This window comes from Rhodococcus sp. HM1 (assembly GCF_023218075.1).
In the GTDB taxonomy this organism is placed as follows: Bacteria; Actinomycetota; Actinomycetes; order Mycobacteriales; family Mycobacteriaceae; genus Rhodococcus.
Genome location: NZ_JALPTB010000036.1, coordinates 23,093 through 48,089, shown reverse-complemented (window position 1 = coordinate 48,089; position 24,997 = coordinate 23,093). Strand labels below are relative to the sequence as shown.

28 protein-coding genes are annotated in these 24,997 nt (G+C 69.3%); 23 read left to right on the top strand and 5 right to left on the bottom strand.

Annotation, left to right across the window (positions count from 1 at the left end; genetic code table 11):
• Positions 1-71 precede the first annotated feature (71 nt).
• The 3 genes from M1M07_RS18855 to M1M07_RS18845 are packed head-to-tail and all read left to right on the top strand — an operon-like array spanning position 72 to position 2,492.
• The gene (locus M1M07_RS18855; protein ID WP_248675174.1) at positions 72-1,226 is read left to right on the top strand and encodes an acyl-CoA dehydrogenase family protein; all 1,155 of its coding nucleotides are present in this window, start codon (positions 72-74) and stop codon (positions 1,224-1,226) included.
• 31 nt (positions 1,227-1,257) lie between these two features.
• Complete coding sequence (locus M1M07_RS18850) at positions 1,258-2,004, top strand: GntR family transcriptional regulator (RefSeq protein ID WP_197251179.1); 747 nt, start codon at positions 1,258-1,260, stop codon at positions 2,002-2,004.
• A gap of 35 nt (positions 2,005-2,039) precedes the next feature.
• Entirely contained in the window at positions 2,040-2,492 is a 453-nt protein-coding gene (locus M1M07_RS18845; RefSeq protein WP_197251180.1) for a MaoC family dehydratase, read from the top strand.
• Positions 2,493-2,498: 6 nt separating this feature from the next.
• Here the strand turns inward: M1M07_RS18845 and M1M07_RS18840 are convergent, their stop codons facing one another.
• Entirely contained in the window at positions 2,499-3,572 is a 1,074-nt protein-coding gene (locus tag M1M07_RS18840; protein ID WP_248675173.1) for an alanine racemase, read from the bottom strand.
• 22 nt (positions 3,573-3,594) lie between these two features.
• Here M1M07_RS18840 and M1M07_RS18835 point away from each other — a divergent pair, with 22 nt between their 5' ends.
• The 18 genes from M1M07_RS18835 (at position 3,595) to M1M07_RS18750 (ending at position 19,825) form a co-directional block, all read left to right on the top strand.
• A complete protein-coding gene (locus M1M07_RS18835) occupies positions 3,595-3,957 on the top strand; it encodes a metalloregulator ArsR/SmtB family transcription factor (RefSeq protein ID WP_248675172.1) in 363 nt (120 codons plus the stop codon).
• Positions 3,958-4,028: 71 nt separating this feature from the next.
• Positions 4,029-4,358 (top strand): hydrogenase maturation nickel metallochaperone HypA, encoded by a 330-nt coding sequence (locus M1M07_RS18830; protein ID WP_248675171.1) that lies wholly within the window; start codon positions 4,029-4,031, stop codon positions 4,356-4,358.
• A gap of 4 nt (positions 4,359-4,362) precedes the next feature.
• On the top strand, positions 4,363-5,163 hold the full coding sequence (gene hypB, locus M1M07_RS18825; RefSeq protein ID WP_197251183.1) for a hydrogenase nickel incorporation protein HypB: 801 nt from the start codon (positions 4,363-4,365) through the stop codon (positions 5,161-5,163).
• 122 nt (positions 5,164-5,285) lie between these two features.
• Complete coding sequence (locus M1M07_RS18820; RefSeq protein ID WP_197251184.1) at positions 5,286-6,341, top strand: hydrogenase expression protein HypE; 1,056 nt, start codon at positions 5,286-5,288, stop codon at positions 6,339-6,341.
• Between the two features lie 34 nt (positions 6,342-6,375).
• Positions 6,376-8,160, top strand: a complete 1,785-nt coding sequence (locus M1M07_RS18815; RefSeq protein ID WP_197251185.1) for a nickel-dependent hydrogenase large subunit — start codon at positions 6,376-6,378, stop codon at positions 8,158-8,160.
• 3 nt (positions 8,161-8,163) lie between these two features.
• A complete protein-coding gene (locus M1M07_RS18810; protein WP_197251186.1) occupies positions 8,164-9,045 on the top strand; it encodes a NifU family protein in 882 nt (293 codons plus the stop codon).
• A complete protein-coding gene (locus M1M07_RS18805) occupies positions 9,045-9,677 on the top strand; it encodes a DUF5947 family protein (RefSeq protein ID WP_248675170.1) in 633 nt (210 codons plus the stop codon). The genes M1M07_RS18810 and M1M07_RS18805 overlap by 1 nt, the downstream gene beginning before the upstream one ends.
• On the top strand, positions 9,674-10,327 hold the full coding sequence (locus M1M07_RS18800; RefSeq protein WP_197251187.1) for a DUF6084 family protein: 654 nt from the start codon (positions 9,674-9,676) through the stop codon (positions 10,325-10,327). Before M1M07_RS18805 ends, M1M07_RS18800 begins: the two co-directional genes overlap by 4 nt.
• Positions 10,324-11,742 (top strand): hypothetical protein, encoded by a 1,419-nt coding sequence (locus M1M07_RS18795; protein ID WP_248675169.1) that lies wholly within the window; start codon positions 10,324-10,326, stop codon positions 11,740-11,742. Before M1M07_RS18800 ends, M1M07_RS18795 begins: the two co-directional genes overlap by 4 nt.
• A gap of 112 nt (positions 11,743-11,854) precedes the next feature.
• Positions 11,855-12,358: a hydrogenase maturation protease gene (locus tag M1M07_RS18790; protein ID WP_197251188.1), complete on the top strand. Its 504-nt coding sequence runs from the start codon at positions 11,855-11,857 to the stop codon at positions 12,356-12,358.
• A 3-nt stretch (positions 12,359-12,361) separates the two neighbouring features.
• Entirely contained in the window at positions 12,362-12,616 is a 255-nt protein-coding gene (locus M1M07_RS18785) for a HypC/HybG/HupF family hydrogenase formation chaperone (protein WP_197251189.1), read from the top strand.
• Positions 12,613-15,090: a carbamoyltransferase HypF gene (hypF, locus tag M1M07_RS18780; protein WP_248675168.1), complete on the top strand. Its 2,478-nt coding sequence runs from the start codon at positions 12,613-12,615 to the stop codon at positions 15,088-15,090. Before M1M07_RS18785 ends, hypF begins: the two co-directional genes overlap by 4 nt.
• Positions 15,087-15,842 carry a hydrogenase assembly protein HupF gene (locus M1M07_RS18775; RefSeq protein WP_248675167.1) on the top strand — a complete coding sequence of 252 codons (756 nt, stop codon included), beginning with the start codon at positions 15,087-15,089 and terminating at the stop codon, positions 15,840-15,842. Before hypF ends, M1M07_RS18775 begins: the two co-directional genes overlap by 4 nt.
• Before the next feature lie 4 nt (positions 15,843-15,846).
• Positions 15,847-16,524, top strand: a complete 678-nt coding sequence (locus M1M07_RS18770; RefSeq protein WP_248675166.1) for an SIS domain-containing protein — start codon at positions 15,847-15,849, stop codon at positions 16,522-16,524.
• Entirely contained in the window at positions 16,521-17,606 is a 1,086-nt protein-coding gene (hypE, locus tag M1M07_RS18765; RefSeq protein WP_308200810.1) for a hydrogenase expression/formation protein HypE, read from the top strand. Before M1M07_RS18770 ends, hypE begins: the two co-directional genes overlap by 4 nt.
• A gap of 17 nt (positions 17,607-17,623) precedes the next feature.
• Positions 17,624-17,908: a HypC/HybG/HupF family hydrogenase formation chaperone gene (locus M1M07_RS18760; RefSeq protein WP_197250877.1), complete on the top strand. Its 285-nt coding sequence runs from the start codon at positions 17,624-17,626 to the stop codon at positions 17,906-17,908.
• A 28-nt stretch (positions 17,909-17,936) separates the two neighbouring features.
• On the top strand, positions 17,937-19,070 hold the full coding sequence (gene hypD, locus M1M07_RS18755) for a hydrogenase formation protein HypD (RefSeq protein WP_197250878.1): 1,134 nt from the start codon (positions 17,937-17,939) through the stop codon (positions 19,068-19,070).
• A 2-nt stretch (positions 19,071-19,072) separates the two neighbouring features.
• Positions 19,073-19,825 carry a DUF6390 family protein gene (locus tag M1M07_RS18750; RefSeq protein WP_248675165.1) on the top strand — a complete coding sequence of 251 codons (753 nt, stop codon included), beginning with the start codon at positions 19,073-19,075 and terminating at the stop codon, positions 19,823-19,825.
• A gap of 3 nt (positions 19,826-19,828) precedes the next feature.
• Here M1M07_RS18750 and M1M07_RS18745 read toward each other — a convergent pair whose 3' ends face one another.
• The 4 genes from M1M07_RS18745 to M1M07_RS18730 are packed head-to-tail and all read right to left on the bottom strand — an operon-like array spanning position 19,829 to position 22,390.
• Positions 19,829-20,578: an ABC transporter ATP-binding protein gene (locus M1M07_RS18745; RefSeq protein WP_248675164.1), complete on the bottom strand. Its 750-nt coding sequence runs from the start codon at positions 20,576-20,578 to the stop codon at positions 19,829-19,831.
• A complete protein-coding gene (gene cbiQ / locus M1M07_RS18740; RefSeq protein WP_248675163.1) occupies positions 20,575-21,339 on the bottom strand; it encodes a cobalt ECF transporter T component CbiQ in 765 nt (254 codons plus the stop codon). The genes M1M07_RS18745 and cbiQ overlap by 4 nt, the downstream gene beginning before the upstream one ends.
• A complete protein-coding gene (locus M1M07_RS18735) occupies positions 21,336-21,686 on the bottom strand; it encodes a PDGLE domain-containing protein (protein ID WP_248675162.1) in 351 nt (116 codons plus the stop codon). The genes cbiQ and M1M07_RS18735 overlap by 4 nt, the downstream gene beginning before the upstream one ends.
• On the bottom strand, positions 21,683-22,390 hold the full coding sequence (locus tag M1M07_RS18730; RefSeq protein WP_197250880.1) for an energy-coupling factor ABC transporter permease: 708 nt from the start codon (positions 22,388-22,390) through the stop codon (positions 21,683-21,685). The genes M1M07_RS18735 and M1M07_RS18730 overlap by 4 nt, the downstream gene beginning before the upstream one ends.
• Positions 22,391-22,543: 153 nt before the next feature.
• On the opposite strand from M1M07_RS18730, the gene M1M07_RS18725 reads away from it, so the two are divergent.
• Together M1M07_RS18725 and M1M07_RS18720 are read left to right on the top strand one after the other, a co-directional pair.
• Positions 22,544-24,352, top strand: a complete 1,809-nt coding sequence (locus M1M07_RS18725; RefSeq protein ID WP_197250885.1) for an amidohydrolase family protein — start codon at positions 22,544-22,546, stop codon at positions 24,350-24,352.
• The gene (locus M1M07_RS18720) at positions 24,349-24,993 is read left to right on the top strand and encodes a TetR/AcrR family transcriptional regulator (RefSeq protein ID WP_197250886.1); all 645 of its coding nucleotides are present in this window, start codon (positions 24,349-24,351) and stop codon (positions 24,991-24,993) included. Before M1M07_RS18725 ends, M1M07_RS18720 begins: the two co-directional genes overlap by 4 nt.
• Positions 24,994-24,997 lie beyond the last annotated feature (4 nt).

Below are 24,997 nucleotides of genomic sequence, written 5' to 3'. Positions count from 1 at the left end.
CGTACTACACAAAATGGCCGTACAAAGTTTCGGGTCCGCGTGGCCCGCTCCGAAACCGAAGGGTCACTTGCGTGAGCTACAACCTGAACGACGAAGAAGCATTCCTGGTCAAGACCGTCCGCGACTTCATCGACCGCGAGGTCAAGCCGACGGTGCAGGAGGTCGAGCACGCCAACGAGTACCCCGAGAAGTGGATCGAGCAGATGAAGCAGATCGGGATCTACGGTCTGGCGGTCCCGGAGGAATACGGCGGCTCGCCGGTGTCGATGCCCTGCTACGTGCAGGTCACCGAGGAACTCGCCCGCGGCTGGATGTCCCTGTCGGGTGCCATGGGCGGCCACACGGTCGTCGCCAAGCTGCTGACCCTGTTCGGCACCGAGGAGCAGAAGCGCAAGTACCTGCCGAAGCTGGCCACCGGTGAGATCCGGGCGACGATGGCGCTGACCGAGCCCGGCGGTGGTTCCGACCTGCAGGCCATGACCACCACCGCCAAGCGCGACGGCGACGACCTGGTCATCAACGGCGCGAAGACGTGGATCACCAACGCCCGCCGCTCCGGCCTGATCGCGCTGCTGTGCAAGACCGACCCGACGGCCACGCCGCGTCACAAGGGCATCTCCGTGGTGCTCGTCGAGCACGGCCCGGGCCTGACCGTCTCGCGCGACCTGCCCAAGCTCGGCTACAAGGGTGTCGAGAGCTGCGAACTGAGCTTCGACAACTACCGCATCTCCGCCGACGCCATCCTCGGCGGCGAGCCCGGCAAGGGCTTCGCGCACATGATGAAGGGCCTCGAGACCGGTCGCCTGCAGGTCGCGTCGCGCGCCCTCGGTGTCGCGACCGCGGCGCTCGAGGATTCGCTGGCGTACGCGCAGCAGCGCGAGAGCTTCGGCCAGCCCATCTGGAAGCACCAGTCCATCGGCAACTACCTCGCCGAGATGGCCACCAAGCTCACCGCCGCGCGGCAGCTGGCCCGCTACGCCGCCGAGCGGTACGACAGCGGCGAGCGGTGCGACATGGAAGCGGGTATGGCGAAGCTGTACTGCTCGGAGGTCGCCATGGAGATCGCCCTGAACGCGGTCCGCATCCACGGCGGCTACGGCTACTCCACCGAGTACGACGTCGAACGCTACTTCCGCGACGCGCCGCTGATGATCGTCGGTGAAGGCACCAACGAGATCCAGCGCAACGTCATCGCGAGCCAGCTCGTGGCCCGCGGCGGAATCTGACACGATCCCGGATCGGTAGGATCCCCGCGTCATGAGCGGTAGGGAACGAGAATCGGAGCCGGCGTACGCGCAGCTGTCACGGCAGTTGCGCGAGGCCGTCGAGTCCGGTCGGTACCGGGACGGGGTCCGGCTGCCCACAGAGGCCGAACTCGCGCAGCAGCACGGCGTGAGCCGGCAGACGGTGCGCCGGGCCTTCCAGGACCTCGTGGCCGACGGCGTCGTGTACCGGGTTCCCGGACGCGGCACGTTCGCCAACGAACCCGGGCGCCGGTACGGGCGTCCGCACGGTTCGATCGAGGACCTGCTCGCGCTGTCCGCGGACACGACGATGGAGATCGTCACCCCGCTGCACCGCAAGGTCGACATCGAGGCGGCCAGCCGGTTGCGCCTCGACACGGACCTGCTCCATTCGGTGACGTTCCGCCGTCTGCACGACGGCGTGCCGTTCGTCCACACCACCATCTGGCTGCCGGGTCCGATCGCCGCGTACGTGCAGGACGCGCCGGAACTGGCGGCGGGTGCGTCGAGCAAGGTCACACTCATCGGTCTGCTCGAGCCGCACCTGCCGCATCCGATCGTCCGGGCCGCACAGTCGATCACCGTGGCCCCGGCGACCGCCGAGGTCGCTTCGGAGCTGGGCTGCGAGGTGGGCCATCCGATGTTGCGGGTGGATCGCCTCTACTCCGACACGGAGGGCACGCCGACCGAACTGTCGGTCAGCTACTTTCTGCCCGAGCACTACACCTATCGAGTCACCCTCACACGAGCCGAGCACTGACGACCGCCGGCCCCGACCACACAGGAGTCCAGAACATGCGCGTATTCCAGGGCATCGCCGAGATCGAAGCCGCTGTCGGCGAGCACCTCGGCTACAGTGATTGGCTCGAGATCACGCAGGAGCGCGTGAACACGTTCGCCGACGCCACCGGCGACCACCAGTGGATCCACGTCGATCCCGAGCGTGCCGCGTCCGGCCCGTACGGGACGACGATCGCCCACGGCTACCTCACGCTGTCGCTTCTGCCGGTCCTCGGCTCGCAGATCTTCACCGTCGAAGGCCTGAAGATGCGTGTCAACTACGGGTCCAACAAGGTGCGCTTCCCCGCGCCGGTGCCGGTGGGCTCGAAGGTCCGCGCCGGTGCCACGGTCAAGTCCGTCGACCGCACCCCCAAGGGCGCGAACCTGGTCTTGTCCTACACCGTCGAGGTCGAGGGTGGCGACAAGCCGGCGCTGATCGCCGAGACGGTCGCCGTTCTCGTCGAGTGAGCCCGATCAGACGGTGCAGCCGCGGGCGCTGACCGGCCAGCGGTCGACGACCTCGCGGCCGCGGGTGACGACGAGCTCGTCCGCCAGGTTCACGGCGTTGCACACGTGATTCGGGATCACCCGCAGCCGCGCCCCGAGATCGGGGCGCGGCACATCGGGGCCGGCCGGCCACTCGACCGTCGCATGGTGTTCCGACAGGGCGGTGATCCGTGCGTCCGGAACCCCGAGGATCCGGCCGTACCCGGTGGCCCACGGCGCCCGATCTGCGCCGAGCGACTTGCTCCCCGCGTCGAGCACGACGACACCGTCACGGGCGGAGACGACGGTCGCGAGGACGGTGAGCGCAACCTCTTCCTCGGTGACCGTGCCGAGCTCGAGCTGCTGGGCGTCGCCGAAGACGTACACGCCGGGCCGCAGTTCGGTTGCGGCCGTGTCCAGGTAGGCGGTGGGAGTCGAGCCGCCGCTGACGATTCCCGGTTCGATCCCGGCGCCGCGCAGCGAGTCTGCGGCTGTTCGCAGTGCCTCGGATTCCTCGGCCGCTGCGGCGCCGGGTCGGCCCGGTCCGTACGAGTGACCGGGGAAGGTGAAGACCCCGGCGACGGTCAGTCCCGCCGCGGTCGCCGCGGCCGCCACCGCACCGGCGTGCCCGGGTGCCACGCCGGTGCGGTGGTGGCCGCTGTCGACCTCCACGAGAACCTCGATCGCGGTGCCCGCGTGCGTGGCGAGCGCCCGCGCCCCCTCCACCGAATCGACTCCGACCGTGACACGCGTACGGTCCGCGAGCGCCGCGAGCCGCGCGCCGCGGGCGGCATCGACCCACAGCGGATACGCAACGAACAGGTCGCCGAAGCCGTGATCGGCGAACACCTCCGCCTCGGACACCGTCGCGACCGTCAATCCGGCCGCGCCGGCGGCGATCTGGAGTCGCGCGATGTCGGGGCTCTTGTGGGTCTTCGCGTGCGGGCGCAGCGTCACGCCCCGGGTCCGTGCGGATTCGGCCATCCGTTCGATGTTGCGGTCGAGTACGTCGCGGTCGACGAGGAGCGCCGGGGTGGCGGTGACGGCATCGAACAAGGTCATGCGCGCACCGTACACTCGGCCCGTGGAAAGCCGGCCCGTGTTCGATCCCGATGACGTCCGACGTGCGGAAGCGGCACTGCGGACCCCGGACATCGAGCGGTGGGCGCAACGGTTCGAACTGCTCTCCGACGTCAATCGTCTGCGGATGCTGCTGTGCCTGCACCACGCGCCCGGTATCCGCGTCACCGATCTCGCGACTGCGCTCGGTATGACCGGCACCGCCGTCTCGCACGCGCTGCGGTTGCTGCGCGACCGCGGATGGGTCTCGGCGACACGGGACGGCCGGGCCGTGCGGTATCGGCTCGTCGACGACACGGTGCACGAGATGCTGCATTCGATCGGTGCGACGCACCAGCACGCCGCGCACTCCCACGAGAACGACTGATTCCGCCATCGGGGTCGGCGAGCGCGGCTTATCGTGGATACGAGCCTGTGAAGCAGGCGGAGCGAGGTCGTATGCACGAACTGTCGATCGCGCAGGATGTGGTCGAGACGGTGTGCGAACGCGCCGGCGGGCGGCGCGTCCGTAGCGTGCGCATGGTCGTCGGGGCTTTGTGTGCGGTGGTTCCGGACTCGATGTACTTCTGCTTCGAATTGGCGGCGACCGGCACCGCCGCGGAGGGCGCGCGGCTGGATCTGGAGACGCCGGACGGCGTCGGACACTGCCGGGAGTGCGATGCGGATTTTGCATTGACGGACCCGATCCTGTTGTGTCCGTGCGGAAGTGCGGACGTCGAGGTCCGTTCGGGTCGGGAGTTGACGATCGTGTCGATGGAAGTGAGCTGATCGCATGTGCGCCACGTGTGGATGCGGTGACGATGCCGGCCCGCGTATCACGGTGCCCCACGAGCACGAGCACGAGCACGGACACGGTCACGGACACGGACACGGACACGGCGAGGACACCGCCGGGTCCGGCTCCACCGAAACCGTCACGCTCGAGCAACGGGTACTGGCGAAGAACGACGTTCTGGCCGAACGCAATCGGGGTTGGCTCGCCGGTCGTGGCGTCACCGCGTTCAACGTGATGAGTTCGCCCGGTGCCGGAAAGACCACGTTGCTCGAACGGACGATCAGGGACCTCTCCGGATCCGGTCCGATCGCGGTGATCGAAGGCGATCAGGAGACCCTGCTCGACGCGGAACGGATCCGCCGGACGGGTTGCTCTGCGGTGCAGGTCAATACCGGGGCGGGCTGCCACCTGGACGCGCAGATGATGCACGACGCGCTCACGGCACTCGACCCCGAGGCGGGGACCCTGCTGTTCGTCGAGAACGTCGGGAATCTGGTGTGCCCGGCCCTGTTCGACCTCGGAGAGCAGGGCCGGGTGGTCCTCATCTCCACCCCCGAAGGAACCGACAAACCGCTCAAATATCCGCACATCTTCGCCGTCGCAGACCTGGTTCTGGTCAACAAGATCGATCTGCTGCCCTACGTCGACTTCGACATCGAAACCTGTGTGCGGCATGCGAAATCGATCAACCCCGGAATCGAGGCGATCGCGGTGTCCGCGACGACGGGGGAGAACCTCGCCGCGTGGTACGACTGGATCGCCGATCATCGTCGGCCCGAACGTTATTCGAGATCGTAAACCGGACCTTCGTTGACAATCCGTCGCGATCGGGTCCCTAATAGGAGAAGCGCTGTGCAAGTGGGCCGACGGTCGACTCCGGCAGCGCAGGGGTGAACCGGCACTCCGGAAGGTGGCTCAGCATGCCTACACCACAAGCGCAGGCGGCCGAGGACACATTGATCCACGTCCTGTGGATCAATGCCGGTCTCAGCTGCGACGGCGATTCGGTTGCGCTCACCGCTGCGACGCAACCCACCATCGAGGAGATCGCGCTCGGAGCGCTGCCGGGTCTGCCGAAGGTCGCGGTGCACTGGCCGCTGATCGACTTCGAGTGCGGACCCGAGGGTGGCGCCGACGACTTCCTCGAATGGTTCCGCAAGGCCGACCGCGGCGAACTCGAACCGTTCGTGCTGGTCGTCGAGGGGTCGATTCCCAACGAGAAACTCCACGACGACGGCTACTGGTGCGGCTTCGGCAACAACGAGGAGACCGGGCAGCCGATCACCACCAGCGAGTGGCTCGACCGGCTGGCCCCCAAGGCCACGGCGATCGTCGCCGCCGGGACCTGCGCGACATACGGTGGCATCCACGCGATGGCGGGCAACCCCACCGGCGCGATGGGGGTCCCCGACTATCTGGGCTGGGACTGGAAGTCCAAGGCGGGCATCCCGATCGTCTGTGTGCCCGGATGCCCGATCCAGCCGGACAATCTGTCCGAGACGCTCACCTACCTGCTGTACATGGCGACGGATCAGGCGCCGATGATCCCGCTGGACGAGGCGCTGCGTCCCCAGTGGTTGTTCGGAAAGACCGTCCACGAGGGCTGCGACCGCGGCGGATACTACGAGCAGGGTGATTTCGCGACCGAATACGGCTCGCCGGAGTGCATCGTCAAGCTGGGCTGCTGGGGTCCGGTCGTCAGATGCAATGTCCCCAAACGCGGTTGGATCAACGGTATCGGCGGCTGCCCCAACGTCGGCGGTATCTGCATCGGATGCACGATGCCGGGATTCCCCGACAAGTTCATGCCGTTCATGGACGAACCTCCGGGTGGTCTGGTGTCGAGCACCGCAATCGGCATGTACGGCTCCGTCATCCGGAACCTGCGCAAGATCACGAGACGAACCCTGGACCACGAGCCGTCGTGGCGCACACCCGGCACGAAGTTGACGACCGGAGCCACCCGCACCTGGTAGGTGTGCAGCCGACGTTCCGAGAGAGGCCAGCTCGATGACAGCCACCACTCCCGATTCCAGCTCCACGAACTCGCTCGTCGAGATGGCCTGGGATCCCATCACCCGAATCGTCGGTAGCCTGGGCATCTACACGAAGATCGACTTCGCGAACAACACTGTCGCCGAATGCCACAGCACCTCGTCGATCTTCCGCGGGTACTCCCTGTTCATGAAGGGCAAGGACCCGCGCGACGCGCACTTCATCACCAGCCGCATCTGCGGGATCTGCGGCGACAACCACGCCACCTGCTCGTGCTACGCGCAGAACATGGCGTACGGCGTGCAGCCACCGCATCTCGGGGAGTGGATCGTCAATCTCGGCGAAGCGGCCGAATACATGTTCGACCACAACATCTTCCAGGAGAACCTCGTCGGCGTCGACTACTGCGAGAAGATGGTCTCCGAGACGAACCCGTCCGTCCTGGCACGGGCCGAGAAGACCCGCGCACCGCACGAGGACCAGCACGGCTACCGCACCATCGCCGACATCATGCGGTCCCTGAATCCGTTCAGCGGCGAGTTCTACCGAGAGGCACTGCACGTCAGCCGGTCCACCCGAGAGATGTTCTGTCTCATGGAAGGCCGTCACGTACATCCCTCGACGCTCTACCCCGGCGGCGTGGGCACCGTGGCCACGGTGCAGTTGATGACCGACTACATGAGCCGGCTCATGCGCTACGTCGAATTCATGAAGAAGGTCGTGCCGATGCACGACGACCTGTTCGACTTCTTCTACGAAGCGCTGCCGGGTTACGAGAAGGTCGGCCTGCGGCGCACCCTGCTGGGGTGCTGGGGCGCGTTCCAGGATCCGGAGGTCTGCAACTTCTCCTACCGGGACATGGAGAACTGGGGCCGGAAGATGTTCGTCACGCCGGGGGTGGTCGTCGACGGCAAACTCGTGACGACCTCGCTCGTCGACATCAACCTGGGTCTGCGGATCCTGCTCGGCTCGTCGTACTACGAGGACTGGACCGACCAGGAGATGTTCGTCAAGACGGACCCGCTGGGCAATCCGGTCGACCGCCGCCACCCGTGGAACCAGCACACCAATCCGCACCCGCAGAAGCGCGACCTCGAGGACAAGTACAGCTGGGTGATGTCGCCGCGCTGGTTCGACGGCACCGATCACCTGGCCCTCGACACCGGCGGCGGACCGCTGGCCCGGCTGTGGTCGACCGCGCTGGCCGGTCTCGTGAACATCGGCTACGTCGAGTCGACCGGGTCGAGTGTCAAGATCAACCTGCCGAAGACCGCGTTGAAGCCGCCGGTGACGCTCGAGTGGAAGATTCCGAAGCACGGCAGCAACACCCTCGAACGCAACCGCGCCCGCACCTATTTCCAGGCCTACGCGGCGGCGTGCGCGCTCCACTTCGCGGAGAAGGCGCTCGAGGAGATCCGTGCCGGCCGCACCAAGACGTGGGAGACGTTCGAGGTGCCGGACGAGGGCATCGGCTGCGGATTCACCGAGGCGGTGCGCGGCGTGCTCTCCCATCACCTGGTGATCCGGGACGGCAAGATCGCCAACTACCACCCGTATCCGCCGACGCCGTGGAATGCCAGCCCCCGCGACAGCTACGGGACACCCGGGCCCTACGAGGACGCGGTGCAGGGTCAGCCGATCTTCGAGGAGAACGACCGCGAGCATTTCAAGGGCATCGACATCATGCGCACCGTGCGCAGTTTCGATCCGTGCCTACCGTGCGGCGTGCACATGTACCTGGGCGATGGGAAGACGCTCGAGAAGGTGCATTCGCCGACCCAGTCGGTCACCGGAGAGTGACGGATGGAGCGGTGGCGAGAATCCGGTGACCGTATCGAAGCGCTGCTCGATGCCTGTTCCGTAGCCGGGCCGGCAGCCCGCGACCGCGCGGAGGACCTCGTGCGCGAGGTACTGGATCTGTACGGGGCCGGCCTGACCCGGATCCTCGACGCGATCGCCGTGCATCCCGGAGCCGTGGACGCGGTCGCACGCGACGACCTGGTCGCGAGCCTGCTGCTCGTCCACGGCCTCCACCCGCACGACGTGACGACGCGGGTGCGCACCGCGCTCGACTCGGTCCGCCCGTACCTGGAGTCGCACGGCGGCGACGTCGACCTGCTCGACATCCACGGATCGGTGGTGCGCCTGCGGCTGCTCGGCAACTGCCGGGGATGCCCGTCGTCGGCGGCCACGCTCGAACTGACAGTGCGCGACGCCGTGCGGGCGGCGGCGCCGGAGATCACCGAGCTCGACGTGGAAACCGAACCCGACGATCACGGCCTCATCCGTCCGGAAACCCTGTTCGCGCACGTCCGTTCCGATGTGAGCGGGACCTGGTGTGCGGTAACGGAGTTCGAAGGACTCGGGGAAGGGGAGCTCGGCGGGTTCACGATTGCCGAGGTGCCGGTGCTGGCATGCCGCCTCGACGGCCGATATCTCGCTTACCGCGACCACTGCCCCGCGTGCGGTGGATCGTTCGCCGGTGCGGTGCTGCACCGACGAGCGGGAGGTGACGCGGGGGCGGTACTGCGCTGCCCGGGATGCCGAGCACACTTCGACGTCCGCAGGGCCGGAGCCCGGGTGGACGACGGTGCCGCCGAACATCTCGAGCCCCTGCCGGTGCTGGTTCGCGACGGAATCCTGTCGCTCGCCGTGCCCGATGCGCGTCCTACCGAGGTGGCGTGATGGCCACCGTCTCCGAGGTTCTCGGCCGCATCGCCGCCGCGACACCGGTTCCCGCGGCGGAGCGGTGCCAGATGTGTGCGATCGGACTCGACGAGGCGCACCGGCACGTCGTCGATCTCGAATCCCGGCGTCTGATGTGCGTATGCCGGCCCTGCTACCTCCTTTTCACCGATCAGGGCGCGGACCTTCGGTTCCGCTCCGTTCCCGACCGGTACCTGTCGTTCCCGTCCTTCACGCTCGCGCCGGGCCGGTGGGAGGACCTCGAGATCCCGGTGGCGCTGGCGTTCTTCTTCCACAATTCGACGCTCGGCCGCACCGTCGCGTTCTATCCGGGACCTGCCGGTGCCACGGAATCGGAGCTGCCGCTGGGCATGTGGGACGCGGTCCTCGCCGATAACCCGGCGCTGACCACACCGCTGCCCGACGTGGAGGCGCTGATCGTACGGGTACCGGACCGCGGTGAACCCACGTGCCACCTCGTGCCGATCGACGCGTGTTACGAACTGGTGGGCAGGCTGCGGCGGGTGTGGCGGGGCTTCGACGGCGGACAGGATGCGCATGCCGCACTCGACGGATTCTTCGACACACTCGCCCGGCGGAGCCGACCGGTCGACGCGGGGGCACCGTCGTGACCGCGCTCGAGTTCGGCATCGTCGACATCGCGCCCGAACCGTACGCGGCCGCGCCGACCCTGCTGGCGAAACTCCGGATACGGGAAGACACGGGCGCGACCGTGCACGCACTGGCACTGCGGTGCCAGCTCCGCATCGAACCGCGCCGCCGGAACTACGGCCCCGACGAGGAAGCCGCGCTGACGGACCTGTTCGGCACGCGCGACCGATGGGGCACGACCCTTGCGCCCTTCCCGTGGCTGCACGCGTCGACGGTGGTGCCGGGATTCGAGGGCGCGTGCGAGACCACGCTGCCACTGGCCTGCACGTACGACTTCGAGGTCGCGGCCTCGCGCTACCTGCACGCGCTCTGCGGCGGTGCGGTGCCGTTGCTGGCCCTGTTCAGCGGTACCGTCTTCACCCGCGGCACCACGGGATTCGCGGTCGAGCAGGTGCCGTGGGACCGCGAGGCCCGATACGACCTTCCGGTACAGGTATGGCGTGACCTGATGCGGGCGCACTTCCCCGACAGCGGATACGCGCGCCTCACCCACGCGACGCTGGCCGCACTGGCACGGTTCAAGGCCGAACGGGGACTGACCGATCTGGACGCCACGATCACCGCACTGCTCGACGCAGCCGGTGCGGGAACGGATGCGGAGGCGTCGTGACGGTGGAACGGCAGAAGCAACACGACGACACGGACCGGGTGCGTGCGGTCGCCGACACGATCCTGTACGAGGGCTACCTGCTGTACCCGTACCGCGCGAACGCCCGGAAGAACCACTCGCGCTGGCAGTTCGGAGTTCTCGGGCCGCCCGGAGCCGCCGCGTCCGGGCTCGGCGAGCCGCCGGGACTGGCGGCACAGACCGTGCTGCGCACGCTGGGAACCGAGCCGGTGATCGAGGTGACCCTGCGGTTTCTCCAGCTTCAGCGTCGTACGGTGCAGCGCCGCACCGGCGAGGGGTTCGAGATCGTGCCCGAGCTGGTCGTCGTCGGACAGTCGTGGGTCGGGTGGGACGAGGCCGTCGAGTGCTCGTGCGCGTTTTCGGTAGCGGTGGCTACCGAAAACGCGCACGGGGCGACGGAGGTCGCGGTGCCCGCGGGGGAGGACACCGAACTGTTGACCGAACCGGACGGCACGGTCGCCGGACGTCTGCTGCGCACCCGGCGCGCCGTGCACGCGACCGTGACCGTCGAGGCCGGACCGATCGACGGCGATCTCGTCCGCGTGTCCGCCACCGTCACGAACACCGGTGACGCGCCCGTCGACGCGGACGACGCGATCGGGCGGTCGCTGATCGGAGCGCACCTGATCCTCGCTGCCACCGAGGCGCGTTTCGTATCGCTCCTCGAACCGCCCGCCGACGCGGCCGCACTGGTCGGCACCTGCACCCACGAGCGTTGTTTCCCGGTGCTCGCCGGGGACCCGGACCCGGCCGTGCCGGGGGAAGCACCCGTCGTGCTGGTGTCGCCGATCATCCTCTACGACCACCCGCGCGTCGCCGAGCAGAGCGGCGGAGACCTGTTCGACGCCACGGAGATCGACGAGATCCTCACCCTGCGGGTACTGACCCTCACGGACGAGGAGAAGGCGCAGGCCCGCGCCACCGACGCGCGGGCCGCGGAGATCGTGGACCGCTGCGAGGCGATGACCCCCGAGGAGCTCCAGGCACTGCACGGGGTCCTGCGCGACCCCGGCCGCGGCGCCGATCCGATGGGCGCCGGTCCGATACCCGAGGTGCCCGACGGTGTCGACTGGTGGACCGAGGAAGCGGACACCAGCGTGCGACCGGAACTCGACACCGTGCTCGTGCAGGGGATGCCCGTGGGACAGGGAAGCCTGGTCCGGCTGCACCCGTCCCGGCGGGCCGACGCGCAGGACCTGTTCTTCCGCGACCGGCTCGCGCGCGTCGCGACGGTCCACGCCGATGTGGACGGCGGGACCCACGTCGGGGTCGTCCTCACCGACGACCCCGCCGCCGACCTCCACGAATGGTTCGGCCGCTACCTCTATTTCGCGCCGGACGAGATCGAACCGGTGCCGGACGTCCCGGTGCAACCGTCGAGGAACGAGGAGTCATGAGAATCGTCGGAATGCTGACCACGGCGGTCGCCGCCGCCGTCGCGGTCGGTGCAGCATTGGTCGCAGTGAAGTCGTTGCCGGATCTCAAGCGCTACTTCCGAATCCGGAACATGTGAGGAGTGGGGTGCGGATTCTGGTCGCGGGCGTAGGCAACATCTTCCTCGGGGACGACGGGTTCGGACCCGAGGTCGTGCGCTACCTTGCCCGGAGCCCGAAACCGGAAGGAGTCCGGGTGGTGGACTACGGGATCCGCGGCATGCACCTGGCATACGACCTGCTCGACGGGTGGGACGGCCTGGTCCTGGTCGACGCGGTTCCCGACGCCGGGGAGCCCGGGGCGGTGCGGGTCTTCGAAGCCGGCGACACCGCACCCACCACGGTCGGGGTCGATGCGCACGGCATGGACCCGGCCTCGGTGTTCGCGACCCTCGCGGCGCTGGGCGGGAGCCGGCCCCGCACGATCGTGGTGGGATGTCAGGCGCAGTGCGTCGACGAGGGCATCGGGCTCTCACCCGCCGTCGCGGCCGCGGTCGAACCGGCCGCCGCGGCGGTGCGCCGAGCCGTGCAGAATCTCCGGCGACCCGATCGGGCCGCCCGGCCGAGGCCCGGAGGGTGACGTATGTGCCTGGGAATTCCCGGCCGGGTGATCCGGCTGCTCGAGGGCTACGGCGGCCAGCTGGCGCTCGTCGACGTCGTGGGTGAGAGCCGGCGAATCAACATCGGGTTGCTCGACGACGCAGGCGTCGAACCCGGCGACTGGGTGATCATCCACATGGGTTTCGCGATGGAACGGGTCGACGAAGCCGGCGCCGAACGTGCCCTGGCCGGACTGGAACTGATGGGCCGGGGCCCGGACCGGGAGGATCCACCGTGACGAGCGCCGTCGAGCGCCGCCGCGTGACCGTCCGGGGGGTGGTGCAGGGAGTCGGGTTCCGGCCGTTCGTGGCGGGCCTGGCCGCCGAACTACGCCTCGCCGGGCACTGCGGGAACGACGACACCGGCGTGTTCGTCGAGATCGAAGGGGTCACAAGCACACTCGACGAGTTCGAGCGACGGCTGCGGGCCGAAGCCCCACCGCTCGCCGACGTTCTCGATCTGACGTCGGTCCCGCGCACGCCCCGGGGCGACCGCGACTTCCGCATCGTGGACAGCCGCCGCACACCGGGACTGCGCACGCTGATCCCGCCCGACGTCGCCACGTGCGAGGACTGTCTGCGGGAACTGAACGATCCCGCCGACCGCCGGTACCGGCATCCGTTCGTCAACTGCACCCACTGCGGCCCCCGGTACACGGTGATCACCGACCTGCCCTACGACCGCCCCGCCACGACGATGGCGGCGTTCCCGATGTGCCCGCGCTGCGCCCGCGAATACGCAGATCCGGCCGACCGGCGGTACCACGCCCAGCCGATCTGCTGCCCGGACTGCGGACCGCGGATCCACACCGAACGCGGCGGCGACCGCATCGACGGGGACGACGCGGTGCTGGCAGCGGTGCAGCGTGCCCTCGCGGCCGGGCAGCTCGTGGCCGTCAAGGGGCTCGGCGGCTACCACCTGATGTGCGACGCCACCGACCCCGACGCGGTCCGGCGGTTGCGCGAACGCAAGCGGCGACCGGACAAGCCGTTCGCGGTGATGGCACCGGACGTCGCGACGGTCGCATCGCAGTGTGTCCTGTTCCGGCAGGAGATCGAGGCACTGACCCGGCCGGCGCGCCCGATCGTGCTGCTGGAGAAGCGGGCCGATACCGCGGTGGCGGACGAGGTCGCGCCGGGCCTCGGCGAGCTCGGGGTGATGCTCGCGTACACCCCGTTGCACCACCTGCTGTTCATGCCGGTGCCCGGGCACCCGAATCCGGTGCCGCGCCTGCTCGTGATGACCTCCGGGAACGTCTCGGGCGAACCGCTGTGCACCGACGACGACGACGCCCGCACCCGGCTCGGCGGCATCGCCGACCTGTTTCTCGTGCACGACCGGCCGATCGCGGTGCCTTGCGAGGATTCGGTGGTCGCGGTCGTCCACGGCGACCGGGAGTCGCCGATCCGGCGCTCGCGCGGCTACGCGCCGATGCCGGTCCTGCTCGACCGGCCGTCGCCGCCGGTCCTGGCGGTCGGCGCGGAACTGAAGAACACCTTCTGCCTGACCCGGCAGGAGTACGCATTCTGTTCGGCACACCTCGGGGACATGGGGTCGCTGGAAAGCAGGCGGGCGTTCGAAACGTCCGTGGAGCGGCTGACCGCGCTGCACCGGGTCACCCCGGAACTCGTGGTGGCCGACGCCCACCCCGGATACGCGACGCGGCAATGGGCCGAGCGCTACGCCGAGGAGCACGACATCGCGCTGCACACCGTCCAGCACCATCACGCCCACGTCGCGTCGCTGCTCACCGAACACGGCAGGATCGGTTCGCCGGCACTCGGCATCGCGTTCGACGGCACCGGCTACGGCTGCGACCGCACGGTGTGGGGTGGGGAACTGCTGCTCGTCGGACCGGACCTGCTGGACATGCGCCGGGCCGGGCACCTGCGGTCCTTCCTGCTGCCCGGCGGCGACGTCGCCGTGCGGACCCCGGCGCGGGTCGCGCTGGTGTTGCTGCGCGACGCCGGTCTCGGCGATCCCACGTCACCGCACCTGGACGACCTGCCGTGCGCCGGGGCCCTGACCGACGTGGAACGGGACCTGGTGTCCGGCCAGCTGACGTCCGGCATCGGCTGCGTATGCACCACGAGCGTCGGGCGGCTGTACGACGGAGTGGCGTCCCTGCTCGGGGTGCGTCATCGCATCACGTACGAGGGGCAGGCGGCCGTGGAACTCGAGGCGCTCGCGCGTACCGCCGCCGAGCCGGCGCCGGTGCGGATGACGGTGCACGGCACCGAACTGGACTGGACCGGGACGCTGCGCTGCCTGGTCGGGGGACTGCGGCTCGGGGTTCCGGCCGCGGATCTGGCGCTGGGATTCCACCAGGCGCTCGCGGTCGCGACCGCTCGGCTCGCCGCGCGGATCGCCACCGACGCCGGAATCACGACGATCGGGTTGACCGGAGGTGTCTTCCAGAATCGACTGCTCACCGAAGGTGTTCGAACTATCCTGCAAGACAGTGGGTTCGATGTCCTGACGCACAGTCGGGTGCCGTCGAACGACGGTGGGCTGTCGCTGGGACAGGCCGCGATCGGCGCCACCCTGGCACGGCGGCGAGCCGCGAGTTCTGCACGGCGGCGGGCCGCCACTTCGGAGCAGCGGCGGGCCGCCGGTTCGGAGCAGCGGCGGGCCGCCGGTTCGGAGCAGCGGCGAGCCGCCGATTCGATACGGCGGGAAGCGGATCCGGCGCAGACGGGACGTGGGCGATGACATCGACGAAACAGCAATCGAACCCGCCGATCGGTGAGAACCCGATCGGGGAGGACCTCGCCGCGGACCTGGCGACCGCGGCGCTCGGGCTGGCGCGACGATTCCACGCGGGCGCGACCCTGTGGGTGGTCTCGCCGCAATGGGAACCGCACGCCCACCACGTGGCCGTGGAATTCGTGCATCCGGTGATCATGGGCAAGCGGGCGCTGCCGGCGGTGTCGCTGGTCGAGCCGGACCCGGTGGCCCAGTGCCGGGTCGCGGTGCGGCCGGGCGACGTGATCCTCGCCGTCGTGTCCGCGGACGAACCCGACGTCCTCGACATCGTGCGTCGCGCCGCGGCGTGGGGAGCCGACACCATCTGGATCGGTGCCGGACCGCGCCCGCCCGCCGGGGCCGCCACGCACGTGCTGTGGGTGGATTCGAACGATCCGATGGTGTGGGCCACCGGCCGATTCGTGCTGATGTACCACCTGCTGTGGGAATTGACCCACGTCGTCTTCGAGCATCCCGGACTGCTCGAAGAAGACCACACCGACGCGGTGTGCGTGACGTGCAGCGACGAGGGCAGGCTCGCGGAGGTCGTCGCCCCACCCGGCGCCGACACCGCCACCGCTCTCGTGCGGACCGCGGACGGGGAGGAGCACGTCGACGTGTCGATCCTGGAATCCGTTGCCGTGCACGATCTTCTCGTCGTACACGGGGGCGTGGCGCTAACCCGGCTCGACGCTACTGCCGATCCGGGGGAGAGGTGACACCGTGAGCGAACCGGAACAGACGAGTTTCCTGTATCCGTTCATCGAGGCGGACGAACGCGACGCCGCGCCGCTGTTACGCGACCTCGCCGCGTCCGCCCGCAGCAAGGCAGCGGAGAGCGCACGGTTGCAGCAGGCGTCGATCGACGAATGGGGACCGGCACTCGAATCCGCGGGGGAGCGGATGGCCCGGTCCTTCGCACGCGGCGGCCGGCTCTACACGTTCGGCAACGGCGGCAGTTCCACCGACGCCGCGACCCTCGCGTCCCTGTTCAGCCGGCCCGCCCGCGGACGGCCGGTGCCCGCCTGGTCCCTGGCCGCGGACCAGGCCGTGGTCACCGCCCTCGGCAACGACGTCGGTTTCGACCTGATCTTCTCGCGGCAGATCATCGCCCACGCCCGGCCGATCGACATCGCGATCGCGCTGTCCACGTCCGGCAACTCGGACGATCTCATGACGGCCCTCGCCGAGGCGCGATTCCGCGGCCTGCTCACCATCGGATTCGCCGGCCACGACGGCGGGCGGATGGCCGTCTCCGACGACCTCGACTACTGCTTCACGATCCGCTCGCAGAGCATCCACCGCATCCAGGAGAGCCACGCGCTGCTCGGATACCGCCTGTGGGAGATCGCGCAGGACCATCTCGCGCACGACACGTCGACGGCCGGAGGCGGAACGTGAGCACCGACGCGGATCGCGAGGACCGGGTACTGGAACGGATCGAGGCGTTCCGGCGCCGCCGCCCGCGTCTGCTCGACACGGTCGTCACCCTCTCCCACGGGGCCGGGGGCAAGGCGTCCGCGGCGCTGGTCGATGCGGTGTTCGTGGATGCGTTCCGCAACGCCGAACTCGAACAGCTCGGCGACGCTGCCGTCGGGTCGATCGGCGTGGGGGAGCGCCTGGCGTTCTCCACCGATTCGTACGTCGTCAAGCCACTGCAGTTCCCGGGCGGATCGATCGGGCACCTCGCGGTGCACGGCACCGTCAACGACCTCGCCGTATCCGGCGCGCGGCCGCGCTGGTTGTCGGCGGCGTTCGTGATCGAGGAGGGCTTCGAGATCGCCCGGCTGCGGGAGATCGTCGCCGACATGGCGACCGCGGCGTCCGGCGCGGGAGTCGACATCGTCACCGGGGACACCAAGGTCGTCGGCAAGGGTTCCGCCGACGGGCTCTACATCAGCACCGCGGGCGTGGGCGTGGTGCCCGACGGCCGTCGTCTGGGTGCGGACCTGGTTCGGCCCGGCGACCGGGTCGTCGTCTCCGGCACGATCGGCGACCACGGCATGGCGGTGCTGCTCGCGCGCGGCGAACTCGCGCTCGAGGCGGACATCGCGTCCGACACCGCTCCCGTGCACCGGATGGTGGAGGCGCTGCTCGCGGCGGCCCCGTCGACCCGGTGGATGCGCGACGCGACCCGCGGCGGCGTCGGCACCGTGTGCAACGAACTCGCGCAGGCCACCGGATTCGCAGTGGTGCTCGACGAGGAGGCACTGCCGGTCCGGCCGCAGGTTCTCGGTGCGTGCGACCTGCTCGGCATCGACCCGCTGTACGTGGCGAACGAGGGCAAGTTCGTGGCGGTGGTCGCCGAGGACGAGACCGACGCGGCGCTCGCCGCGCTGCGCGGGCAGGCCGGGGGCGAAGCCGCGGCGGTCGTCGGCGAGATCCTCGCGGAACCGGAGGGCATCGTCGCGCTGCGCACCGCATTCGGGGGCAGCCGGATCGTCGACATGCTCGTCGGTGATCCGCTGCCACGCATCTGTTGACCGTGAGGAGAACTGTTGTGTGTCTGGGAATTCCGGGACGGATCGTGGACATCCTCGACGCCGATCAGGATCTCGCGAAGGTCGACGTCAACGGGGTGCAGCGGGCCATCAGCATCCGGTTGCTCGCCGGCACCGGCCTGCAGGTCGGCGACTGGGTGCTGGTGCACGTCGGATTCGCGATGTCCCGCATCGACGAGGCGGAAGCACGGATGACGCTCGACCAGGTGCGCCGAATGGGGGCCGACTACGTCAACGAGATCGAGGCGTTCACCAATTCGGAGATCGACACGACGCCGAGATGACGGCGACGAGGGAAAGCGGGTTGGCACCATGAAATTCGTCGACGAGTTCCGGGACCCGGCTGCGGCCCGGGCCCTGGTCGCTGCGATCACCGATCTCGCCGCCGAGGACGAGTTCAAGTTCATGGAAGTGTGCGGTGGGCACACCCACACCATCTACCGGCACGGCATCGAACATCTGCTGCCGCCGTCGGTGGAGCTGGTGCACGGACCGGGCTGTCCCGTCTGTGTCATCCCGATGGGCCGCATCGACGACGCGATGTGGCTGGCCGAGCAGGACGGCGTGGTGTTCACGACGTTCGGGGACATGATGCGGGTGCCCGGATCGCGCGGCAACCTGCTCGAAGCGAAGGCGCGCGGCGCCGATGTGCGGTTCGTGTATTCGCCGCTCGACGCGCTCAAGATCGCGGTCGACGACCCGGACAAGCAGGTGGTGTTCTTCGCGGTCGGGTTCGAGACCACGGCACCGTCCACCGCGGTGACCCTCGTGCGTGCGAAACAGCTGGGGCTGACGAACTTTTCGGTGTTCTGCAATCACGTCACCATCGTTCCCCCGATCAAGGCGATCCTCGAATCGCCGGATCTGCGCCTGTCCGGGTTCCTCGGGCCGGGCCACGTGTCGACCGTGGTGGGCCTGCGCCCGTACCGGTTCGTGCCGGAGAAGTACGGAAAACCGATCGTGGTGGCGGGTTTCGAGCCCCTCGACATTCTCGCGTCGGTGCACATGCTGCTGCGGCAGATCCGGGACGGGCGGTGCGAGGTGGAGAACCAGTACAGCCGGGTCGTGCGCAGCGAGGGAAACGGGCAGGCCCTGGCGCTGCTCGCGCAGACGTTCGCGCTGCGACCCCACTTCGAGTGGCGCGGGCTCGGATTCATCTCGCAGAGCGCACTGGGAATTCACCCCGACTACGCCGAGTTCGACGCCGAGCAGCGCTTCTCGATGCCGGGTGTGCGGGTGGCAGATCCGAAGGCATGCCAGTGCGGTGAGGTGCTCAAAGGCGTGATCAAACCGTGGGAGTGCAAGGTGTTCGGGACCGCATGCACACCCGAGACGCCGATCGGCACCTGCATGGTCTCACCCGAAGGGGCATGCGCCGCTTACTACAACTTCGGTCGTCTCCATCGCGAGACGGCGGCACTGGTGGGGCAGCGCGGGAAGGGGTGACCGTGGCGGAAAGCGCGGTGGCCCAGGGATATCGGTTGTTCGCGCGGTATGCGCACGCGCCCAACGAACTCGGTTACTGCGGCCCGGCGAGTGCCGCCGCGCTCGAGACTGCTGCCTGCGGTGGCGGGGATCCGGCGGTGGTGGCCGCCGCGGCCCGGCAGTTCAGCGGGGCCTGGCCGTATCAGCAACTGATCGCCGAACAGTGCGGGATCGCCGATCCGCTCGACGAGCGGGTGGTGCGGTCCTATTGGACCGGAAACGTCCTCACCGATCGCATTGACACGGAGCGGTTCGGTGGTGAACTGCTGAGCCGGTTCGGCGCGCGAGCCGGTCACTACTGGTCGCACCTGACGGAGGACCTGCTGCCCGAGGTGACCGCGACCCACGCGTTCCACGTGTTCGGGGTGTATCCGTGGTCGCGGCTGCTGGGAACCGGGATGCCCGAGCCGCTCCGGATCCTCGATTCGTGCCGGATCGGGTGGGGGACCGTGCTGGAGGTGTCCGACGACGACGCCCTCGTGAACGTACGGCGACTCGAATTCGGCGGTGGCCGGCTGACTCTCGGAGCCGAGACGGCTCGGCGCGTCGGCCGGCGGACCGACTCCGGCGTGTTCGTGCCCGACCTGCGCGTGGGGGACCGGGTGGCGCTGCACTGGGATTTCGTGTGCGACAGGCTCACTGCGGAGGAGACCGACCGGCTGGAGTCGTGGACCGTCCGGCAGCTCGGGCACACCAACCGCCGGCTCGCCGCATGATGCTCAGCCGCGGCGCTGCGGCACGGAGAAGCCCCACGGCAGTTCGAGCCGGTGCGCCGCGAGCAGCGTGTCGTCGGTGAGGATCTCGTCGATCGGTCCGTCCGCGACGAGCCGGCCGCCGTCCAGAATCACCGCGCGGGTACACAATTGCGCGGCATACGGAAGGTCGTGCGTGACCAGCAGCAGCGTCGCGTCGAGCCGGGTGAGGACCTCCGCGAGTTCGCGACGGGCCACCGGATCGAGATTTGCGGACGGTTCGTCGAGCACCAGAACCTCGGGCCTGCAGGACAGCACGGTCGCCAGGGCGACACGCCGCCGCTGCCCGCCCGACAGGTGCGCGGTGTCGCGGTCCGCGTGCTCGGTCATGTCGACCGCGGCGAGAGCCTCCCGGACCCGCTCGTCGAGCTCCGGCGGGCGGACCCCGAAATTCGCCGGGCCGAACGCGACGTCCTGGGCGACGGTGGGCATGAACAGCTGGTCGTCGGGATCCTGGAACACCAGGCCGACGGCGCGCCGCACGTCGCGGAGGGTGTCGCGGCCGATCGTCCGCCCGCCGATCGCGACCGTTCCCTCGGTGGGGGTGAGCACGCCGTTGAGATGAAGCATGAGCGTCGTCTTGCCCGCCCCGTTGGGGCCGAGCACCGCGACGCGCTCGCCCGCCGCGACGGTCAGGTCGATGCCGTGCAGGGCACGCCGGCCGTCGGGATAGGCGTAGCCGACGCCGGCCAGGTGGACCGCGGGTGTGCCGGTCACGTCGTGACCCACGCCGTCGCGCACACGAGCACGGCACCTGCGGTCGGCGCCAGTGCCGAGATCCAGTCCGCGGGACGTGCGGGCTCACCGAAAGCCGGGACGGTACCCGTGAATCCACGCGAGAGCATGGCCAGGTGCACCCGTTCGCCGCGCTCGTAGGCGCGCAGGAACAGGCCCCCGATCCCGCGCGCGGTCGCACCGATCCGACGCAGCGTGCGCGGGTCGTCGCCGCGGGACAGCCGTGCGATGTGCATCCGGTGCGCCTCGTCGGCGAGCAGGTCCGCGTACCGGATCATCAGCACGACGATGGTGGTGATCGATCCCGGTACGTGAAGGCGTGCAAGGGCTCCCGGTAGCTCCCGCACCGCCGTGGTGGCGGCGAGGGTCAGCGACACGAGCACGCCGAGGGTCCCCTTGGCGAGGATCCCCCACGCGGCATACAGGCCGGGAACCGACAGCGAAACCCCGGCCACCACGACACGTTCACCGGCCTCGGCGAACGGCAGCAGCACCGCCAGCACCACGAACGGAAGTTCGATGAGCATCCGCGGAGCCAGCCACGAGAGCCGGATCCCCGCGACCGTCCACACGGCGGCGAGCACCGCCAGGTACGCACCGAACGCCCACATCGCCTCGCGTGGGGTGGCGACGACGACGAACACGAACGTCACCGCCGCGACGATCTTCACCTCCGCGGGCAGCCGGTGCACCGGCGAGGTGCCCGGCAGGTGGAGCCGCGTCGCCGCGGTCTCGCCGCTCACGGTTTCGCCGATTCCCCGGGTGCGCGGCGGCGACCGAGGAATCGGAACAGGCCGCCGGCGGCGACCGCGACGACGACCACGCCGGCGATGCCCGCGAGCCCGGTCGAGAACTCCCGGCCGCCGACCGCGTAGTCGGCCAGCGGGCTGCCGGACAGCCTGTGATCGGTGGCGGTGGTTGCCATGCACTCGCCGGTCACGCGTTCGGTCCCGTCGACCTCGACGACCTCGCACCCGCGCAGGGTCGTCGAGTCGAGGCCGTCGGGGCTGGAACTGGCGAGGTAGGAGAGCGCCCCGGCGATCAGCAGGGTGACCGCGGCGAGGGTGAGCAGTACCCGGCGCCGGCTCATGCCGTCACGTCCGACGCGGGTGCGGGTGCGGGTCGGGGTGCGGTGCGCAGGAGATACACCAGATCGGGCCGGGCCCTGGCGACCGCGGCCACCGTCGCGGCGGTGACGATTCCCTCCCCGGCGCCGATCAATACGTGGGTGCCGAGCAGGTAGGCGGCCACGGTCCCGAGCGAGGTGGTGGAGGCGCCGCCGATCGCGTACTCGAGCAGGAATCCGGCGGACGCCGCGACCACGGCGGCCAGTGCCGCCGTGAACGACACGACCGCCAGGCCCCGACCACGGGTGCGACCGCGGAGGAGGGACCGCAGCGCGACCGCGATGCCGTAGCCGGTCGCGACGCCGATCAGCGCCATGTTGGTGATGTTCGCGCCGAGGGCGCTCAGGCCACCGTCCGCGAACAACAGGGCCTGGACGATCAGCACGATCGCGAGGCACAGCGCGCCGGTGTACGGGCCGACGAGGATCGCGGCGAGCGCGCCACCGAGGACGTGTCCGCTCACGCCGGGAAGGATCGGGAAGTTCACCATCTGCAGGGCGAACACGAACGCGGCCACCAAACCCGCCATGGGAGCGGTCCGCTCGTCGAGTTCGGTCCGTGCCCGCCACAGTGCGATCGCGAGTCCGGCGACTGCCACGGCACCGAACAGGAGGGACGTCGGGGCGTTGATGAGGCCGTCGCTCATGTGCATTGCTACGACATCCATCGTCGAATCATAACTTCTCATATGAACAAGTGCTCAGGTATCTGCGTGACCTGTCGGTGCACGGTTCCATCGGTCGAATCCCGTTTTCGGGATTTAGAGAGTGTGCGACCTCTTTTCTGGCTATCGTGAGCGAACTCGAGGAGGAGGGGACTCATGAGTGAACCGTTCGACGTGATCGTGCGCGGCGGCCTGTGGTTCGACGGGACCGGCGCTCCCGGCGTCGTCCGCGACCTCGGCATCCGCGGTGGAGTCGTGGTGACGGAGAGCGTCGAGCCGCTGCCGGCCGGCCCGGACACCGAGGTCGTCGATGCGCGCGGCCGGTGGGTGATGCCCGGATTCGTCGACGCGCACACGCACTACGACGCCGAGGTGCTCGTCGCGCCGGGCCTGTCCGAATCGGTGCGGCACGGCGTCACGACCGTCCTGATGGGCAACTGCTCGCTGTCGACGGTGTTCGTGCCGCCGGTCGACGCCGCCGACCTGTTCAGCCGCGTCGAGGCGCTGCCCCGCGATCACGTGCTCAGCGCGCTCGAGACCGCGAAGAATTGGACGTCGCCGAAGGAGTACATCGCGGCGATCGACGCGCTGCCCCTCGGACCGAACGTCGCCGCGTTCATCGGCCATTCGGACGTGCGCGCCGCCGTGATGGGACTGGGCCGCTCCACCGACTCGGTCAACAAGCCCACCCGCGAAGAACTCGTCGCCATCGACACCGCCGTCGGCAAAGCGCTCGACGCGGGTTTCCTCGGGGTCTCCACCATGACGAACCCGTGGGACAAGATCGACGGAGACCGCTACCGGTCCCGGACACTGCCGTCCACCCACGCCTCGTGGTCGGAATTCCGCAGGCTGCACCGGATCCTGCGCCGTCGTGGCCGGGTGCTGCAGGCCGTGCCCAACCTCAACACCAAGTACGACGTGGCGTTCTTCGCGCTCGCGAGCACCGGCATCGGCCGTCGCCCCATGAAGGCCTCGATCCTCGCAGCCGCGGACACCAAGGCAGAACGGTGGGTGCACCGCATCTTCGGTCCGATCGCGAAGGCCGCCAACAAGTTCGGACGCGGCGCATTCCGCTGGCAGCACCTGCCCACCACCTTCGAGGTGCACTCGGACGGAATCGACCTCGTCGTCTTCGAGGAATTCGGATCCGGCCGCGCCGCACTGCATCTCGAGGAGGAGATGGGTCGCAACGACCTGCTGCGCGACGAGGCCTACCGCCGGTGGTTCCGGCAGGACTTCGAGAAGAAGTTCTCGCCGCGGGTGTGGCACCGCGACTTCGACGACACCGACATCGTGGCCTGCCCCGACGAGTCCCTCGTGGGCCGCTCGATCGGCGACGTCGCGCGCGAACGCAAGCTGCATCCGGTCGACGTGTTCCTCGATCTCGTCGTCGAATACGGCCGGGAATTCCGCTGGCACACCGTCATTGCCAACGACCGGCCCGAGGTGCTGAACCGCCTGATCAACACCCCTGGCGTCACGGTCGGGTTCTCCGACGCCGGTGCGCACCTGCGCAACATGGCGTTCTACAACTACGGGATCCGCATGCTGCGCCGCATCCACGACTTCGCCGAACGCGGCAAGCCGGTGATGCCCCTCGAGACGGCCGTCCACAAACTCACCGGGGAACTCGGCGACTTCTACGGAATCGACGCCGGGCACCTGCGCGTCGGCGACCGCGCCGATCTCGTCGTCGTCGATCCCGCCGGTCTCGACGAGGCGACCGAGCGCTACCACGAGGAACCCATGCCCGAGTTCGGTGGCCTGCGCCGGATGGTGAACCGTAACGACGCCGCCGTCACCGCGACGGTCGTCGCCGGACGGGTCGTCTTCCGCGACGGCGAGTTCGTTCCCGGCTACGGCACCACCGTCGGCACCGGCCGTTTCCTGCGTGCCGGCGTCGCCGAACGCGGGCCCGCCCCGGCGCGCGGGGACGTCCCCGAGCGCGTCGAGGTCGGATGACCTCGATTTCCCGTCCACGCACCCAGCAGGAACGCCGGGAAGCGACGATCGGGCGCATCCTCGATGCGACGGTCGCCGCGCTGGGGGAGGTCGGCTACACCGCGACCACCATCGCCGAGGTGTGCAGCCGGTCCGGGGTGTCCTCCGGTGGGGTCTTCCGGCACTTCCCGACTCGGCTGGACCTGATGGTCGCGGCCGCCGACGAGGTGCGCAAACGGCAGTTCGAGAAGTACCGGGAGGGCCTCGCGCGGCTCGGCGTGATCGACCGGAGCTACGAATCGGTCCTCGCGAGCCTGCAATTGGTGCGTGCCGCGTGCCGTGCCCCGATCAACGCGGCCTGGTACGAACTGCTCGGCGCGGCCCGCACCGATGCGGCGCTGCGCGAACGGCTCGAACCGCTGGCCGCGCGCTACCACGCCGAGATCGCGGAATTCGCTGCCGCGCTGCCGGTTGCAGCCCGATTCGACCCGCAGGTGTTCACCACGATCGTGTTCTCGATCGTGCACATGCTCGACGGAGAGGCGATGTCCGCAGTCGTGCATCCGCAACCGGAACAGGAGGATCTGCGGCTCCAGCAGATCGCGCGCGCTCTGACCGGAGGCGCGTCGCGCCGGGACGTAGAGAACGAATCACGAAACTGACCGC

Coding starts and splice junctions, on each gene's coding strand:
- M1M07_RS18850 (WP_197251179.1), top strand. CDS start 1,258: ATGAGCGGTAGGGAACGAGAATCGGAGCCGGCGTACGCGCAGCTGTCA.
- M1M07_RS18845 (WP_197251180.1), top strand. CDS start 2,040: ATGCGCGTATTCCAGGGCATCGCCGAGATCGAAGCCGCTGTCGGCGAG.
- M1M07_RS18840 (WP_248675173.1), bottom strand. CDS start 3,572: ATGACCTTGTTCGATGCCGTCACCGCCACCCCGGCGCTCCTCGTCGAC.
- M1M07_RS18830 (WP_248675171.1), top strand. CDS start 4,029: ATGCACGAACTGTCGATCGCGCAGGATGTGGTCGAGACGGTGTGCGAA.
- hypB (WP_197251183.1), top strand. CDS start 4,363: ATGTGCGCCACGTGTGGATGCGGTGACGATGCCGGCCCGCGTATCACG.
- M1M07_RS18820 (WP_197251184.1), top strand. CDS start 5,286: ATGCCTACACCACAAGCGCAGGCGGCCGAGGACACATTGATCCACGTC.
- M1M07_RS18815 (WP_197251185.1), top strand. CDS start 6,376: ATGACAGCCACCACTCCCGATTCCAGCTCCACGAACTCGCTCGTCGAG.
- M1M07_RS18810 (WP_197251186.1), top strand. CDS start 8,164: ATGGAGCGGTGGCGAGAATCCGGTGACCGTATCGAAGCGCTGCTCGAT.
- M1M07_RS18805 (WP_248675170.1), top strand. CDS start 9,045: ATGGCCACCGTCTCCGAGGTTCTCGGCCGCATCGCCGCCGCGACACCG.
- M1M07_RS18785 (WP_197251189.1), top strand. CDS start 12,362: ATGTGCCTGGGAATTCCCGGCCGGGTGATCCGGCTGCTCGAGGGCTAC.
- M1M07_RS18775 (WP_248675167.1), top strand. CDS start 15,087: ATGACATCGACGAAACAGCAATCGAACCCGCCGATCGGTGAGAACCCG.
- hypD (WP_197250878.1), top strand. CDS start 17,937: ATGAAATTCGTCGACGAGTTCCGGGACCCGGCTGCGGCCCGGGCCCTG.
- M1M07_RS18735 (WP_248675162.1), bottom strand. CDS start 21,686: ATGAGCCGGCGCCGGGTACTGCTCACCCTCGCCGCGGTCACCCTGCTG.
- M1M07_RS18730 (WP_197250880.1), bottom strand. CDS start 22,390: ATGGATGTCGTAGCAATGCACATGAGCGACGGCCTCATCAACGCCCCG.
- M1M07_RS18725 (WP_197250885.1), top strand. CDS start 22,544: ATGAGTGAACCGTTCGACGTGATCGTGCGCGGCGGCCTGTGGTTCGAC.
- M1M07_RS18720 (WP_197250886.1), top strand. CDS start 24,349: ATGACCTCGATTTCCCGTCCACGCACCCAGCAGGAACGCCGGGAAGCG.